This is a genomic window from Alteromonas sp. MMG017 (genome assembly GCF_018100795.1).
GTDB lineage: Bacteria > Pseudomonadota > Gammaproteobacteria > Enterobacterales > Alteromonadaceae > Alteromonas.
Genome location: NZ_JAGJDY010000003.1, coordinates 68,848 through 84,279 on the forward strand (window position 1 = coordinate 68,848; position 15,432 = coordinate 84,279).

At 44.4% G+C, this 15,432-nt stretch carries 15 protein-coding genes and 1 pseudogene; 2 read left to right on the plus strand and 14 right to left on the minus strand.

The window, feature by feature from the left end:
* Positions 1–133: 133 nt before the first annotated feature.
* The 10 genes and pseudogenes from J8L84_RS05080 to ccmA form a co-directional block, all read right to left on the minus strand.
* Positions 134–997 carry a VacJ family lipoprotein gene (locus tag J8L84_RS05080; protein WP_211069745.1) on the minus strand — a complete coding sequence of 288 codons (864 nt, stop codon included), beginning with the start codon at positions 995–997 and terminating at the stop codon, positions 134–136.
* Entirely contained in the window at positions 994–2,310 is a 1,317-nt protein-coding gene (ccmI, locus tag J8L84_RS05085) for a c-type cytochrome biogenesis protein CcmI (protein ID WP_211069746.1), read from the minus strand. The genes J8L84_RS05080 and ccmI overlap by 4 nt, the downstream gene beginning before the upstream one ends.
* Positions 2,307–2,750: a cytochrome c-type biogenesis protein gene (locus tag J8L84_RS05090; RefSeq protein ID WP_211069747.1), complete on the minus strand. Its 444-nt coding sequence runs from the start codon at positions 2,748–2,750 to the stop codon at positions 2,307–2,309. Before J8L84_RS05090 ends, ccmI begins: the two co-directional genes overlap by 4 nt.
* Entirely contained in the window at positions 2,747–3,385 is a 639-nt protein-coding gene (locus tag J8L84_RS05095; RefSeq protein ID WP_211069748.1) for a redoxin family protein, read from the minus strand. The genes J8L84_RS05090 and J8L84_RS05095 overlap by 4 nt, the downstream gene beginning before the upstream one ends.
* Positions 3,382–5,427 (minus strand): heme lyase CcmF/NrfE family subunit, encoded by a 2,046-nt coding sequence (locus J8L84_RS05100; RefSeq protein ID WP_211069749.1) that lies wholly within the window; start codon positions 5,425–5,427, stop codon positions 3,382–3,384. The genes J8L84_RS05095 and J8L84_RS05100 overlap by 4 nt, the downstream gene beginning before the upstream one ends.
* Before the next feature lie 128 nt (positions 5,428–5,555).
* Positions 5,556–6,002: pseudogene (gene ccmE, locus J8L84_RS05105) on the minus strand (cytochrome c maturation protein CcmE); the annotation flags it as partial.
* A 35-nt stretch (positions 6,003–6,037) separates the two neighbouring features.
* Positions 6,038–6,253 (minus strand): heme exporter protein CcmD, encoded by a 216-nt coding sequence (gene ccmD, locus J8L84_RS05110; protein WP_211069750.1) that lies wholly within the window; start codon positions 6,251–6,253, stop codon positions 6,038–6,040.
* Positions 6,253–7,002 carry a heme ABC transporter permease gene (locus tag J8L84_RS05115; RefSeq protein ID WP_211069751.1) on the minus strand — a complete coding sequence of 250 codons (750 nt, stop codon included), beginning with the start codon at positions 7,000–7,002 and terminating at the stop codon, positions 6,253–6,255. Before J8L84_RS05115 ends, ccmD begins: the two co-directional genes overlap by 1 nt.
* A complete protein-coding gene (ccmB, locus tag J8L84_RS05120) occupies positions 7,002–7,670 on the minus strand; it encodes a heme exporter protein CcmB (protein WP_211069752.1) in 669 nt (222 codons plus the stop codon). The genes J8L84_RS05115 and ccmB overlap by 1 nt, the downstream gene beginning before the upstream one ends.
* On the minus strand, positions 7,667–8,320 hold the full coding sequence (gene ccmA, locus J8L84_RS05125) for a cytochrome c biogenesis heme-transporting ATPase CcmA (protein ID WP_211069753.1): 654 nt from the start codon (positions 8,318–8,320) through the stop codon (positions 7,667–7,669). Before ccmA ends, ccmB begins: the two co-directional genes overlap by 4 nt.
* A gap of 184 nt (positions 8,321–8,504) precedes the next feature.
* Here ccmA and J8L84_RS05130 point away from each other — a divergent pair, with 184 nt between their 5' ends.
* Positions 8,505–11,012, plus strand: coding sequence for a flagellar hook-length control protein FliK (locus J8L84_RS05130; RefSeq protein ID WP_211069754.1), 2,508 nt, complete (start codon positions 8,505–8,507; stop codon positions 11,010–11,012).
* Positions 11,009–11,320 carry an EscU/YscU/HrcU family type III secretion system export apparatus switch protein gene (locus J8L84_RS05135; protein ID WP_013785237.1) on the plus strand — a complete coding sequence of 104 codons (312 nt, stop codon included), beginning with the start codon at positions 11,009–11,011 and terminating at the stop codon, positions 11,318–11,320. The genes J8L84_RS05130 and J8L84_RS05135 overlap by 4 nt, the downstream gene beginning before the upstream one ends.
* Before the next feature lie 53 nt (positions 11,321–11,373).
* Here J8L84_RS05135 and J8L84_RS05140 read toward each other — a convergent pair whose 3' ends face one another.
* From J8L84_RS05140 to J8L84_RS05155, 4 genes are all read right to left on the minus strand, one after another.
* Positions 11,374–12,570, minus strand: a complete 1,197-nt coding sequence (locus J8L84_RS05140; RefSeq protein ID WP_211069755.1) for an ABC transporter permease — start codon at positions 12,568–12,570, stop codon at positions 11,374–11,376.
* Positions 12,554–13,360 (minus strand): ATP-binding cassette domain-containing protein, encoded by an 807-nt coding sequence (locus J8L84_RS05145; RefSeq protein WP_211069756.1) that lies wholly within the window; start codon positions 13,358–13,360, stop codon positions 12,554–12,556. Before J8L84_RS05145 ends, J8L84_RS05140 begins: the two co-directional genes overlap by 17 nt.
* Positions 13,361–13,582: 222 nt before the next feature.
* Positions 13,583–14,623, minus strand: coding sequence for a recombinase RecA (recA, locus tag J8L84_RS05150; protein ID WP_211069757.1), 1,041 nt, complete (start codon positions 14,621–14,623; stop codon positions 13,583–13,585).
* A 250-nt stretch (positions 14,624–14,873) separates the two neighbouring features.
* Entirely contained in the window at positions 14,874–15,362 is a 489-nt protein-coding gene (locus tag J8L84_RS05155) for a CinA family protein (RefSeq protein WP_211069758.1), read from the minus strand.
* Positions 15,363–15,432: the final 70 nt, after the last annotated feature.

The window sequence follows — 15,432 nt, forward strand, 5'->3', positions numbered from 1 at the left end:
CTAAGCAGAATCTAAAAAGCCCCTCAACGAATTACCGTTCAGGGGCTTTTGTTTTTAGCTTCTTAGGTGTTTAGCTTCTTAGGTATTAGCTTAGTTAGCTGCAAGCTAGAGCTAAGCGCTAAATAGCTAAGAGTTAATGACCTTGAGGGCCGTCTTCTTCAGGAGCATCTGTTGAAGAGTCATCTTCAACATCCATTTCTTCATACTCAAGCATAGCTTCGAACTCGGCGAAGTCATCTAACTGTTCTTCTTCTATCGCCTTATCACCACTTTTACCATCAGTAACTTTGAACTCAAGGTTTTCGAAGTAAGCATTTTTCACAAATGCATAATCATCTACCGACTGCTCTAGCTGTTGCTCTTGGTCAATCAGTGCAGCACGCCCCTCTAATAAGGACACTAAATACCGTGCAATAGCGAACTGGCCATCAATAATTGCCATTGGATACACCATACCGTCTACAACGTTACCGGAAAAGCTACGAGGATCATTTGGACCAAGCGCGGGTAACATTAAGAATGGGCCTGTTCCTACGCCCCATTTACCCATGGTTTCGCCAAACTCTTCTTCTTTTTTGGCTATACCTATATGGTTAGCAACATCAATAGTGCCGAATAGTCCCACGGTCGAATTAAGCACAAAGCGGGCTAGGCTATCCATACCGTCGTCCACTTTGCCCTGAAACATATTGTTCATAAAGTTGGCTGGCTCTTGCAAGTTTTCAGCAGCGTTGGACAGGCCAACACGTGCAAAATGAGGCATCACCGTGACATAACCTACCGTGATCGGCCGCAGTACGTATGCATCTAACACTTCCCAGTTGAAGTCCCACATTACGCGGTTTACTGGCTCTAGAGGATCCCTTGGGTCACCCGCATCTTGTACTTGATTATTATTTTGATCAACTTGTTGAGAAGCTTGCTGACTTGCACACCCGCCTAGCAAACTTGCTAACACAAGCGCACTTACCGAGGCCCACTTTGAAAATTTAATCACAACAATTCCTTCTCTATCGTTACGTTGATATCTTTCATATTTTGAGGTGCCACTTCGATAACCTGACTACCTTCCCACTCACCGGGTGATACAGACACATCACCATCGGCAGATACACGCGCAGTAAGCGTAACCTTGCTCAGTGAGTCTAATGTGTATTGTGGCATCATTGCATTATCCGTATTTAGTGCAATAGTGATAGGAAAATCTTGTAACGGGATCTTAACCACGGCTGCCGGCATTCTGTTTTCTGAGTTCGCGTCTTGCGCAAATACGATAAGAAAGCCGGATTGAGGTAAGGCTGAACGGGCTTGGTCCGATACATCTACGGTTATATTAAAACCTGTTTTCGCACTAGCGGCGTTATTAGGGGCACTCTCAGGAGCTTTCACAGAGCTTTGCTCTTCAGACAAATCACTAATAGAGCTGCTATCTTGCACAACTACTTGGCCTTCTAATGCTTGCAGTTCTTGCTCACGCATGGCTAGTCTCTGACCAATATCGTTGCCTGCGGGCAATTTTTCTTTTACTTGCCCATAATAACGGGTTAGGTTTCCTAAATCGCCTAACTGCGCAGATACCACTGCCATCATTAGCGCTAAATTGTCATTTTCCGGTGTATTCTGTAATAACCTTGATAGCACACCTTGTGCGCGGTTGAGGTTATTCACATCCCCTGTGGTCATCAAGGCTTGCGCTAACGTAATTTGGTGGGAAGTATTCCCAGGCTTTAACGCAACCGCTTTATCTATCGCTTCGATTGCTTGCACTTCTTGACCTAGGCTTAACATAAGCCGGCCCAAATATAACCAGCCAGTATCATCTTCAGGCGCTTCTCGTAGTCGCTGGCGAATAGCCAATGCCAAGTTAGCTACATCTTCAGGCCCTAAATCACTTCCATTGCCACTGGCTAATTTTGCGCTTAATTCCGGTAACGCCACAATAGCATCAGATGCACGCTGTACTTGGCTAAATTGATTTACCGAAGCGTATACCACCACACCGGCAACGACGGCGATTAGACCACCAACAACTAAAGGCATACCTGCTGAGCCAGTGCGCGTGGACTCAAAACTACTTTCATCAACCAGCGCGACTTTTAATTCATCTACCGCCACACGCATATCGTGCTCGGTGATTAAGCCTTCTTTCACTTCTCTTTCAAGCTCTTGCAGTCGCTGCTTTACAATTTGCGTGTTGCTTAAACTATCAGCTTTAGCGTGATTTTTTCTACGAAGCCAGGGGAATGCCAATAGCATGAGTACTAAGGTAATTAACCCTGAAACAACAATATAAAACTCGGTCCAACTCATTCTTTTTCCTGCTCAAGCAATGCATCTGCCTTAGCCAGTTTGGCTTTGATATCCTGCGGCGCTGCTGAAGATTTCCGACGCACTACAAATAAAAGTGCGAAAATCACAAACAATACAGGTGCAGCCCATAACCACATAGTGGCAATCGTTACCGGTGGCTGGTAGTGCACAAAGTCGCCGTAACGGGCTTTCATGAAATCAATGACTTCAGCCTCTGACTTACCTTCTTTTAATAATGCGTAAACCTTACGGCGCATATCGTGGGCAATCATGGCGTCGCTGTCGGCAATGTTCTGATTCTGGCACATAGGGCAGCGTAATTCGGCGGTTAAACTTAAAAATTGAGCACGTTGCGCGGGCGTATCAAAAGCAAAATTATCTTCAGCGCTAAAAACCGAAAAAGTGATAAATAGGGTCAACAGGACGATTAAACGCTTCATTCTCCTACTCTCCCTGTATCTTTAATATCAGTATCAATATCAGTTCCAGTTTCACCGTTCGCCTCAGCCACTAACTGCTGATAAAGCGGGCCCACTTTGTTTTGCCAAACACGCTCATTAATGTCACCAATATGATGCATGCGAATAACACCGTTGGCATCGAGTACGAAGTGCTCTGGGGCACCGGTAACCCCTAAATCTAAAGACGTATCGCGATACACATCAAAAATATTAAATGCATAAGGATTTCCGTAACGCCTTAGCATACTGGTTACTTCTTGCTGCACCCGAGTGAGCGTTTTTGTACCGAAGTCAGGGTCAAGATCTTGATCAAAATATAAGCCCACAAACTTCACACCTAGCTCATCTTTAAGCTGGGTTAAATACGGCATTTCTACGGCACAGGTTACGCACCATACTCCCCACACATTAACGATAGTCACCTCACCTTTCAGTGACGCTGGCGTGTAGGTTGTATCCGGCTGCATTAAGTCGGGTAAAGCAAATTCGGGGAGAGCCTTACCTTTAACTTGTGAATCTAGCTCTCTAGGATCTGAAAAGAGCCCTTGAAACAGAAAAATCACCAGCATCGAAAACAGAACCAATGGAATGACAACTAAGGGTGCCTTTTTCATTGTGTGACCTCCTGACTACCGGCATCACTCGCATTTTTCGTCTCTGCTTCTGAGTGACTATCTTTTCCAGTCATCCGATTGATAGCTTTCGAGACTTTTTTCACTTTGGCCATGCGGTAGCGTTTATCGCTAATCGAGAAAATACCGCCAATCGCCATAACCACAGCACCTGCCCATAACCACACAACAAAAGGCTTAATGTAGATACGCACTGCCCAAGCTCCGTCATCAAGAGGCTCGCCCATGGCAATAAATAAATCCCGCGATACCGTAGAGTGGATTGCCGCTTCTGTCATTGGCATTCGCTGAACAGTATACATACGCTTCTCTGGCTCTAAATGTACAACAAATTCATCCGTCTTTTTCACATCAAACACACCTACATCAGCGGTGTAGTTTGGCCCTTGAAATGGCTTAACATCGGTGAAAGTAAAAGCATAACCACCAAGCTCTACTGTTTCGCCCACTTCCATTCGCACATCCCGTTCTAACTCATAGTTAGACACTAAAGTGATACCAATAATACTGATGGCAAAGCCGATATGACCTAACACCATACCCCAGTGACTTGGGGTGAGCTTGCCTAGTTTTGTGAAAGTACCAGCATTACTTGGGTTAGCATTAACCCGCTGAAGTACTTCTTGCAATGTAGTAACCAAAATCCAGAACACGAGGATCATGCCTAGCATTCCCATGTATTGTGGCGTGTCGTAACTGAAGTTCACTAAAAGCGCCGCACTGATGGCAATACCAGCGGCAACCAACAACTGATTTTTAAGTGCACCTGCGGTTTGATGTTTCCAGCGAGTTAACGGGCCTAGGCCTAGGAACAACACAAAGGGAACAATCAACAGGGTAAACATTTGGTTAAAGAATGGCGCCCCCACTGAAATACTACCTAAGCCTAATTCTTTGTGAACCAGTGGCAATAACGTACCTAGTAGCACCACTAACGTTGCGGCACATAAAAATACGTTATTTCCCATTAATAACACTTCTCGGGAAAAGGCTTGGTATCGACCGGGGCTCTTTAACGCAGACGCACGCATGGCGTAAAGTAATAAGCCAAAACCACTTAACACGATAAGAATACCGAGTATAAATAGCCCGCGAGTTGGATCGCTGGCAAAGGAGTGGACGGACACTATCACCCCTGAGCGAACTAAAAACGTCCCCAACAAACTTAATGAAAATGCAGCAATGGCCAGCAATACTGTCCACGACTTAAAGGCTTTTCGTTTCTCCGTGACCGCCAAAGAGTGCATTAGTGCAGTGCCCACTAACCAAGGCATAAAGGATGCATTCTCTACGGGATCCCAGAACCACCAGCCTCCCCAGCCAAGTTCGTAATAAGCCCACCAGCTACCAAGGGCAATACCCACGGTAAGAAACGCCCACGCTGCTATAACCCAAGGACGAGACCAACGCGCCCATGTAGAATCGAGTTGGCCTGAAATTAATGCTGAAATAGCAAAAGCGAAAGCCACTGAGAAGCCTACATATCCCATGTATAACATTGGAGGGTGAATGATCATGCCGAAATCTTGCAGCAGCGGGTTTAAATCGCGCCCATCGACAGGGAAAAACGGCAGCATGCTATTGAAAGGATTTGAGGTAAGCAGCATGAACAAATAAAAACCAATGCCTACCATGCCTAAAACTGACAAGACTCTTGCGACCATGGTAAGCGGTATACCGCGGCTAAAGATGGCAACTGCAACCGTCCAAATTGACAGCATCAATACCCACAACAAAAAAGAGCCTTCATGGCCGCCCCAAACTGCAGTAATTTTATAAATAAGCGGAAGTTGGCTATTGGAGTGCTGCGCCACATACTCAACACTGAAATCGTCGGTAACAAAGGCGTAGGTTAAGCACAGATAAGCAATTAGGGTGAACACAAACAAGCCGATAGCAAGGGGTTTTGCGGTAGCCATGAGTGTATCGTGCTGACGGTGGGCCCCCCATAGCGGGTAGACTGCAAGCAAAATAGATAATACTAAGGCGAGAGTTAACGCGATATTTCCAATCTCAGGTACCATAACTACTGGGCTCCTGGTTTAAACTTTGACTCTGGCTCTAATTCTGGCTTGGATTTAGAATTTGCTTCAAATTTTGGTGTCGCGTCATATTGATAAGAAGATGAGGCATCGGTGACAGGCATATTAGCAGGCTTTTCATGCTTAATACCTTTCATTTTTTCTGCCAACTCAGGTGGCATGTATTCTTCATCATGCTTAGCCAGCACTTCTTGCGCGGTAATTTCTGTTGCCGAAGTAAGCACACCGGTAGCCACAATCCCTTGGCCTTCACGAAACAAGTCAGGCAGTATGCCAGTGTAGGTCACCGTGACGATGGGCCCCGTATCTATCAAATCAAAGGAAACCGCTAGACTTTTGCTGTCGCGGCTCACACTGCCGGGCACAACCATGCCGCCAATACGAAGACGTTGACCTACATGAGGCATTTGCCCTTGCTTACCTTCAATAATTTCACTTGGCGTATAAAATAAATCGATACTGTCGTTCAATGCATAAAGCATTAAGCCAATAGCGCTGGCAATTAACAGCCCAACAATACCCACTACCGCCAAACGCTGCTTTCTTCTAGGGTTCATGCAACTATCTCACTTTAAAAACTACTGACTACAACTTAACGTGCTGATGAAGCGTGTGATTTTTCTCTCGCTTCTTTAATTCGCACCTGACGCTGTTGTTCTTTTAAAACCGATTTCAGTAACCCTTTATGTTGGCGAAAACTGAATACCACTAGCAGTATCATTACGCCAAAGGTTACACCAAAAGATAACCATACATAGAAGGCATAGCCTCCCATGTCTAAAAATGCTGAGAAAGAATCAAACTGCATTAGCTATTCTCACTTGTTGCTTGCGCTAACTTTTGCACCCAAGGACGATGCATTTCACGGCGCACAATTTCGCTGCGTAGCCTTATGGTAGTGACTGCCCCAATAAAAAAGGCAAAACCTAACAAGCTAATTAATAATGGCCACAACATTTCAGGGGCAATAGAAGGCTGATCAAATTTGCTGATGGTGGCCCCTTGATGCAAGGTATTCCACCACTCTACGGAATAATGAATGATAGGAATATTCACCACACCGACTAACGCCATCACGCCTGCGGCTTTACCCGCTTGTTGTTTATCTTCAAAGGCGCCGTATAGCGCAATAACGCCGATATACAAAAATAACAAAATAAGTTCTGAAGTAAGGCGTGCATCCCACACCCACCAAGCACCCCACATAGGTTTCCCCCACGCTGCACCGGTAAATAACGCAATGAAGGTCATGACTGCACCCACTGGTGCCATGGCTATCATGCTCATGTAGGCCGTTCGCCACTGCCACACCATTCCCACCAATGCTGCAATCGCCATCGCCACGTAAGTGCCCATAGACAACATGGCGCTTGGCACATGAATGTAGATAATGCGAAACGAATCACCTTGTTGATAATCTTGTGGTGCAAATGCTAGCCCCCACACCGTACCAACGGCCAGGCATAACAACGCACTAACCCACAACCAAGGCTGCAAGGTGACGCACAATTGGTAAGCATTTTCTGTTTTAGCGTAAGGATGTAACCACTTCCACATCAGTTTTGACTCACTTTCAAAGAATAAGCTATGGCAAACGGCGCAGCGGCAGCAGCCAATAACAGCATGGCGCCAATAATAGCAAGTTGAGGATGATAAGGTAATTGCAGTGCGGCAGAATCTACAGCAGATGTGGCAAAAATCAATAACGGAATAAATACAGGGATTAAAAGCAATGCTAAAAGCAGTCCGCCCCGTGCTAACCCTACTGTTAATCCCACTGCAATAGCACCAATTAGCGACAGCAAAGGTGTGCCAATTAACAAAGTAAGCATTAATGCTATAAACATATCCATGCTTAGGTTTAAAAACATCGCGAGCAACGGTGACAATATTAGCAAGGGCACGAAACTCACCAACCAATGTGCCAGTACTTTTACCGTAGCAACGGCTGGCAATGACATACCACTTAACGTGTATTGCTCTAATGAACCATCAATAAAATCATCACGAAAGAGGCGTTCCATCCCTAACAAGGATGACAAAATAGCCGCTATCCAGATAACGCCTGGGCCAATACGTTGCAGTGTTTCAGGAGAAGGGCTTACGCCTAGGGGAAATAGGGTCACCACCATCAATAAAAACATGAGGGGTTGAACCAGTTCAGCTTTTTGCTGAAACGCAATCTGCATGTCACGTTTGAATATACCTAGCAGCAAAGACTTCAAAACCGGTACTCCAAATCAACACAACGGTGCGTGCCCGCTTCAGCAGATAGTGCTTGGTGGGAAGTGGTAATAATCATGCCCCCTTCAGCCACATGTTGTTTCATTTTGCGCTCAAGTAATATTACGCCAGCGGTATCAAGGGCTGTGAATGGTTCATCTAATATCCACACCGCTGCCGGCTTAAGCCAAAGCCGACTCAGTGCAACGCGGCGTTGTTGTCCCGCAGATAAAAACCTGACGGGCACATCTTCAAGGCCAACTAAACCTAAGCGTTCAAGCACTTGATAAATAGTGCTATCGATATCAGATGCTTGGGTAAGATCTCTATTTTGAATACCATGTTGCGCTAGCCAAAAGCGTAAGTTATCAATGGCAGACAAAGCACCATTTAATGCGCTTTTGTGGCCTAAATAAATTAGGTTTTGATAATACAATGAAGGGTTGCTACTGATATTCACGCCGTCGAAAGTCACGTCACCGTGTTCGGGCGAACTCAAGCCAGTAAGGATACGCAAAAGGCTGGTTTTGCCTGCACCGTTAGGCCCACGCAAATATACTAATTCCCCTGCATTAAGATTTAACGAAAAATCGTCAAACAAAACACGATCGCGTTTTATGCAAGTTAGTCCAGATGCACATAAACCGGACACGCAAGCTCCTTTACTATTGACTATTCAAAACCGGCGTAGTTTATCACAGTAAGATTCTTTCGCAGTCGCGAATTATGATTAAATATGATTTACTTCAATCACAAACGCGGTGATATGCCTCACTTATTACCTATACTTCATATAACCGATTAAACTCGTCGTTCATCTTGCCGATAAGCTCGTTATGACATCACAGTTAAGCGCACTGCTTTCAAATATTACTCAGAATACTTCAGGGTCGAAATCGTCGGCAGCATCTGTGATGAATAATTTATCCCAAGCTGCAGCGCTTGATACCGCCGCGAAGGTAACCGTGGCGCGATTGCCTGAACAGATACTTGCTATTCAAACGCAAGGGCAACCAGCAACACAGGTTTCATTGTTGAAAAGCGCAGATTTATTGCCGCCACAGCGCCCTCAATTAACCTCTTTCAGTCAAGGTGGAGTAACTCAAGCTGTCCTTATTAGCACTGAAACAGGCATGAGTACCAGTCAAGTTACCGCGATGCAGCTTAAAACCCTTTCACTTTCGTTAGCGACAATGCTGGCATCTATGCCGACACCACAACAAAGCATGCGCATTAATGTGCAGGCAACGGTTACGCAATTAACGAATAATCAACTGAGTCTATCACTAGCAGATGGTCAGCAGTTAAATGTAGCACTAAAGCCTAACGCCGCAGCGCAATTAAGTAGCGATATCAAAAACAATGGCAAGCTGGTTTCACTGTCACTTAATCAAGTGCCTGGTGATACGGGTAAATTGGCAGTTGCAATAACGTCAACGAAACATACAAACTTGGCCACACAGGGTGCTCAATCAGCAGCTTCCACTTTACAAGCCGCCCCCTTATCGATAACAGATAGCAAAGTTTCGGCTGTCATCACCAATACATTGCGCGCCCAAGGTATCGCTTTCGGACATGGCAACATAGGCAACGCTAATGTGCCAGATACAATTGCTAAGCAACTTCCGAACATTCAAACACCAAATACTTTGCAGCAAGTATCTATGCTCAGCCTTAAGGGCAATACACTAACATCGTATTCCGCTGTAAGTCAGGCAGTATTGAAGTACCCTTCACCTGAAGGTGGTACTGTCATTCCAAGGGCTTCAGAGCAACTTGCCGCTAAACTTAGTGCTTCAGCTATTCCTGTGGGAGCCATAGTTGAAAGAGGGGTTGGAAAAGGGGTTGAAAAAACGGCTGGCAATAATTCCACTGTGACGGATGCCTCAGCGAAAACTTCTGCAAATGGTAATGACAATTTAGTTCAACGAGCAAAAGCAGATAATGCTAATCAAGCGTCGAGTTCTCCATCAATTAAGTCATCGCCGGATTTAACCACCGCGTTAGGTAGCAAAGGTGCTTCGATACAAGGGACTGATGTTCACAAAGCTATTATTACATTGTCTCGCGCATTACTTAGCCAGACAGGCTCTACCCAACAAGCGCTTACACAGTTAACGGCAATACTTAACGGGACCGTCGAAGGCAGCGATAAAACCACTGCCGTATTAAGTCAAATAGCTAAGCAAATTACGGGAATAAATCGCAACGCATTACCCAGTGCTAGACCACTATTAACATCCCAACCATTTAATGCAACTACCACACCTGCCTCATCTAATTCGAGCCAAGAGAGTAACGCTTCCACAAATGACAATACTGCTAGCTTGAAAACGGCCGCCGGAGATATAAATACAGGTAGCACTGATACCAATTTGCGAAAAGGCATTTCTCAGCTAATCGCTTTGCTCGGTGGGTCGGGAAATGGCATTCGCGGAAATGCAACACAGGGCATAGCCCCCCCTCCAAATACAGCCCCTTCGAGTGATAAAGCAGCAACTCAAGCAACTAGTTTACAGGATGTAGAAAAAAGTGGTTTAGAGGCAAAATCCTCGACGCCAAATACCCAACCAAACACCCAAGCGACTCAAAATAACACCGATGCATCATTGGCTTCGCGCATTCATGCTTTGGTTAACTCCCCCGCTATCGCGGTAACGCCGCTAACCTTAACGTCTCCAATTGCGGCGTCTAATTTTGTGCAAGGTTTAGTGGCATTATTACAGCTATCATTAGCGGGTAGAGCACTATCAAGACAACCATCTCTTAAAGCACAAATTGATTCACCGGATAGCATTATTAGTAAAACGATAACCAATACGTCTGCAACTGCCCCTTCTAGCCGTGTTGCGCAAGATGTTGCCAACCTTGATAGTCGCACAAATTTACTGGCTAATTTAAAAACTTTATTGGCAAACCATCAACACAGTAAAGTCGCTCAAGCCGAAACTCGGGTTCAAGGGCAAGATAGTTTTTTCTATGCAATACCTTCTGTGTCTCAACATTACGCACCGGCTGAACTTTTAGTGCAAAGAGAGCCTGACCGACAACACGAAAAAGAGGGTAAAGACGGAGATCGGCGTTTATGGAATGTCACCATGAAGCTAGATATTGGTGATGCGGGCCAACTACTCGCAAAATCTAAGATAGACACCGATACCATCACTATTGACCTTTATACTTCTAACGAAACCGTACTCACTCGGGTTGCTGATACCTTGCCTTTTCTAGAACGACGATTAGCTGATTTAGGGCTGAATGTTGAGAAAATGAGTTTTCAGCGGGGACATATACCTGAAACACTAAATAAGCGTCCACATCAAATTTTTGAGACCAGAGTATGAGTGAGAAAGCGAAGCGTGCCATTGGGCTCAAATATGATGGTGGGGATAAAAAAACAGCTCCAAAAGTTGTCGCAAAAGGCTACGGCGACCTTGCAGAAGCGATTATCGCCATGGCTGAAGAGTCAGGTATTCTTATCCATGAAGACCCCTATCTTAGCGAAGTACTTAGTACTTTAGATTTGGGGCAAGATATACCTGAATCGTTATATTTTGTTATTGCAGAGCTACTAGCATACTCCTATGTTCTGCAAGGAAAAATACCGCCAGGGTGGGAAGGTGTGGTTAAGCATATAAATTATGAAGTATAAAAAAGCAGTGACTCACATCACTGCTTTTTTAGTTTCACGACTTTACTTATGGTTTATCTAAATAGTACTTTCTCTTTGTTAAACCAGTACACACAAAACGCGATTAGTGCTGCAGCGATTGCTACTGTAGACGTGAATATACCGAACAAGGCAAAGTAATCCATAGTGCCTTTAAATAACTCCTTCATCGCTAATGCAACATTGGTAAGTGGCACCCAAATCCAACCACCTTCTAATTTAACACCTGGCATCATGGCAATTAGCACAGGAAAAACCACTACCATCACCAAGGCGCCCATGTAACTTTGAGCTTCCTTGAACGATCGTGCATAAATAGACACTGATAATAATACTGCGGCAAATATGGCGACTACCGGTATTAGCATTAGGAAGATTAGTACAAAATCAATCATACCTATCATTGCCATTACTTCAGCCACAAACTCAATGGCCATTCCTTGCGATAAGACAATGCCCCATATGGCCATGGAGGAAACGGTGATAAGGGCAGTAATTAGCCCCGCTAAACCGATGGTTAAGAATTTACCCAGCACAAGTTTGTAGCGATCCATTGGTGATATTAACAATGTCTCTAATGTACCACGCTCCTTTTCACCAGCGCCTAAGTCAGATGCTGGTGCCATAGCCCCTTGCAGGCATAGAATGAAAATGAAATAAGGTAATAACCCACCCAGGCGCTCACCCCAAACTTCACGATCATCCGCTATGTTTTCTTTTTCAATGACAATTGGCGCCAATAATGCCTTTTGCTGATTCTCGTCTAAACCCAGTTTGGCAAAGGCTGACTTTTGAAATTCATCGGTGTGAATATCAACAATTTCAGAGACTCGCCCCATTACTTTATTTAAACCAGCATCATTTAAATACAATTGCAGCTTATGCTGTCCAGAAGCAAGCACATCACTGTTGAAGCTTTCAGGGATGACTAAAACAAAATCTACCGTTTCATTTTTAATGAGCTTGGCGTAGTCGGCTTCATCTTGAATATCCACCACCGTAAATTTGTCACTTGCGCTAGCAAACTGCCTCGACATCTCTGGTGCATATTGCTCGCCCACAATGGCATATTTCAATACTACGTTTTCAGCTTTTTCAGTGGCGGAATTCATGAAAAACATGGCTACACCAAAAATTAATGGGAAAAGCAGCAAGGGCAATACAATCATAAAGATAATGGTTTTGCGGTCGCGCAATAACTCTTTGAATTCCTTTTTAAAGATTAACCACATTGCCCACCTCCCCAGTATCCATTTTTAATGTTTGTAAGAAACTTTTATGCATTTGTCCGCCCGATAGCGCACTGAAAGCGGCAAGGGAATCGTTAAATACAGTCTCACCTTGATTAATCACCGTTACGCGGTCGCAAAGCATTTGAACTTCATCTAAATGATGGGTCGAAAAAATAACCGGCGTTCCTTTGTCTTTAAGTCGTTGTATAAAGTCCATGACTGTAGATGTAGCCATAATATCTAAACCAGTGGTGGGTTCATCAAGCACTACTAGGGAAGGTTCATGAATGACAGCACGGGCGATAGCTGTTTTTTGTTTCATACCCGAGGAGAAATTTTCTGCACGTCTATCTAAAAAGCTTTGCATATCGAGTAAATCAGCCATTTCTTCAATACGTGCAGAAATGGTTGATTTACCTAGCCCGTGCAATTCGCCAAAATAAGCAATATTTTCTCGCCCCGTCAGCCTTCCATACAAGCCGGTTGAACTAGACAGAAAGCCTATTTTCTTACGTGCAATAATTGGGTTGGCAAGTACATCTTCACCATCAATTACTACAGTACCGCCATCTGGTTTTAGTGCCGTTGAAAGCATGCGTAACGTGGTAGTTTTCCCTGCTCCGTTAGGCCCTAGCAGACCGAGCACTTCTCCTTGACCGCATGAAAACGATACATCCTTCACTGATTGAAAGTAGCGTCCTTTTAACCGTGGATCCTTTTTTTCTTGCTCACTTAGCTTTTTAGGGTTTTCCACCTCAAAGCGTTTTGCAAGGTTAGATATTTCAATCATTATCTCTTCCCTTTTTTTATTATTTATAAACGAATGCTTACCGTACTAGTCTTTGCCTTTCTATTTTTATTACAGCTTTACTGTTTTTTTATTTTAATTCAATGCAGAGTATGGAGTTAAAATGTTAAGAAGTATGTTTTTCGAGCACAAAAAAACCCACCATTTGGTGGGCTTTTAAATAACACGATTCGCGACTATCTATTACAGATAGTACGTTGTGAGTTACTGCTGAGCATCATCTTCTGCAGCAGGTACTTCTTCTACTTTCACTGTTTTAGGTAAAAGTAGCTCAGCGCGAATTTGTTTTTCAATCTCATCGGCAATAGCTGGGTTTTCTTTCAAGAACTTCATTACGTTCGCTTTACCCTGACCAATACGGTCGCCTTTATAGCTGTACCAAGCACCGGCTTTATCAACCAACTTCTGCTTAACACCTAAGTCGATAAGTTCAGCTTCTTTACTGATGCCTTCGCCATAGCGAATCATGAATTCAGCTTGCTTAAACGGTGGTGCCACTTTGTTTTTCACAACTTTAACGCGAGTTTCGTTACCTACTACCTCGTCGCCTTCTTTAACTGCGCCAATACGACGGATATCTAAACGAACAGAAGAGTAGAACTTAAGTGCGTTACCACCCGTTGTTGTTTCTGGGCTACCGAACATCACACCAATTTTCATACGAATTTGGTTAATGAAGATACACAAAGTATTTGAACGCTTGATGTTACCAGTAAGTTTACGCAATGCTTGCGACATTAATCGCGCTTGTAAACCAACGTGTGAGTCACCCATGTCGCCTTCAATTTCCGCTTTTGGTGTAAGGGCTGCAACCGAATCAACAATAACTACATCTACACCGCCAGAACGAACCAGCATGTCACAAATTTCAAGCGCTTGTTCACCCGTATCAGGCTGAGAAACCAAAAGCTCATCGATGTTTACACCAAGTTTCGATGCATAAATTGGATCTAACGCGTGCTCAGCATCTACGAAGGCACAAGTTTTACCTTTCTTCTGAGCTTCTGCAATTACCTGCAAGGTAAGTGTCGTTTTACCCGATGCTTCAGGCCCGTAAATTTCTACCACACGACCGCATGGCAAGCCACCTATGCCTAAAGCGATATCAATGGTGAGTGAACCTGTAGAGATAGCCTCAATGTCCATCGCTTGGTTGTCGCCTAAACGCATAATAGCGCCTTTACCGAACTGCTTTTCAATTTGCCCAAGTGCGGCACTTAAAGCTTTAGATCTATTACTGTCCACATCAATATCCTCTAGGATTAGCGGTTAAATTCTTTAGTTGGTGATGTCTTTGTTGAAGCGGCCTTTGCTACCTTTACTAACAGCATCATTCATCAATACAGCTAGCATTTATTGCATCAACATTTGCTTAACGACACCTTACCAAGTGTTGCATGCATTCTATACTGTACAAGCATACAGTTTCAACCGGAGTTTTCATTTTATTTTGCTTATTAGGTTCTTATTCGCTGCTTCTTGAATAATCATCTAATCAATCAGCTAACATTGCCAGTAGGTGAGTAATTGCAAATTCTATTGCAAGCAGGCGAACAGTCTCTCGGTCTCCAGCAAAAACCTGCTTAATGGCTTCAGTCTTTTCGCCGCAGATAAACCCAAACCAAACCGTACCCACCGGTTTTTCTTCGCTGCCACCACCTGGGCCTGCAATACCGCTTACGGTTACCACGACATTCGCTCCGCTTTTGTGCTTAACACCCGCCGCCATCGCTTCTACGGTCTGCATCGACACCGCACCATGCGCATTTAAGGTTTCAGGCTTTACGGCTAATTCACGCATTTTAGCGTCGTTTGAATACGTCACCCAACTTTGATTGAACCAGTCCGAACTGCCAGCAATACTGGTAAACGCGAACGCAATTCCTCCCCCTGTGCAAGATTCTGCGCTTGAAACCGTCCAGCCTTTACGGCGAAGGGCATTACCTAACGCAGTCACCATCTCTGTTGTATTGTCAGATACCATGAATGTCCTTTTATCGCTATGGGCGCTGTTATCAGCTTTGGCCGAAAGGCGTTAAACTGTGCTGATGTGC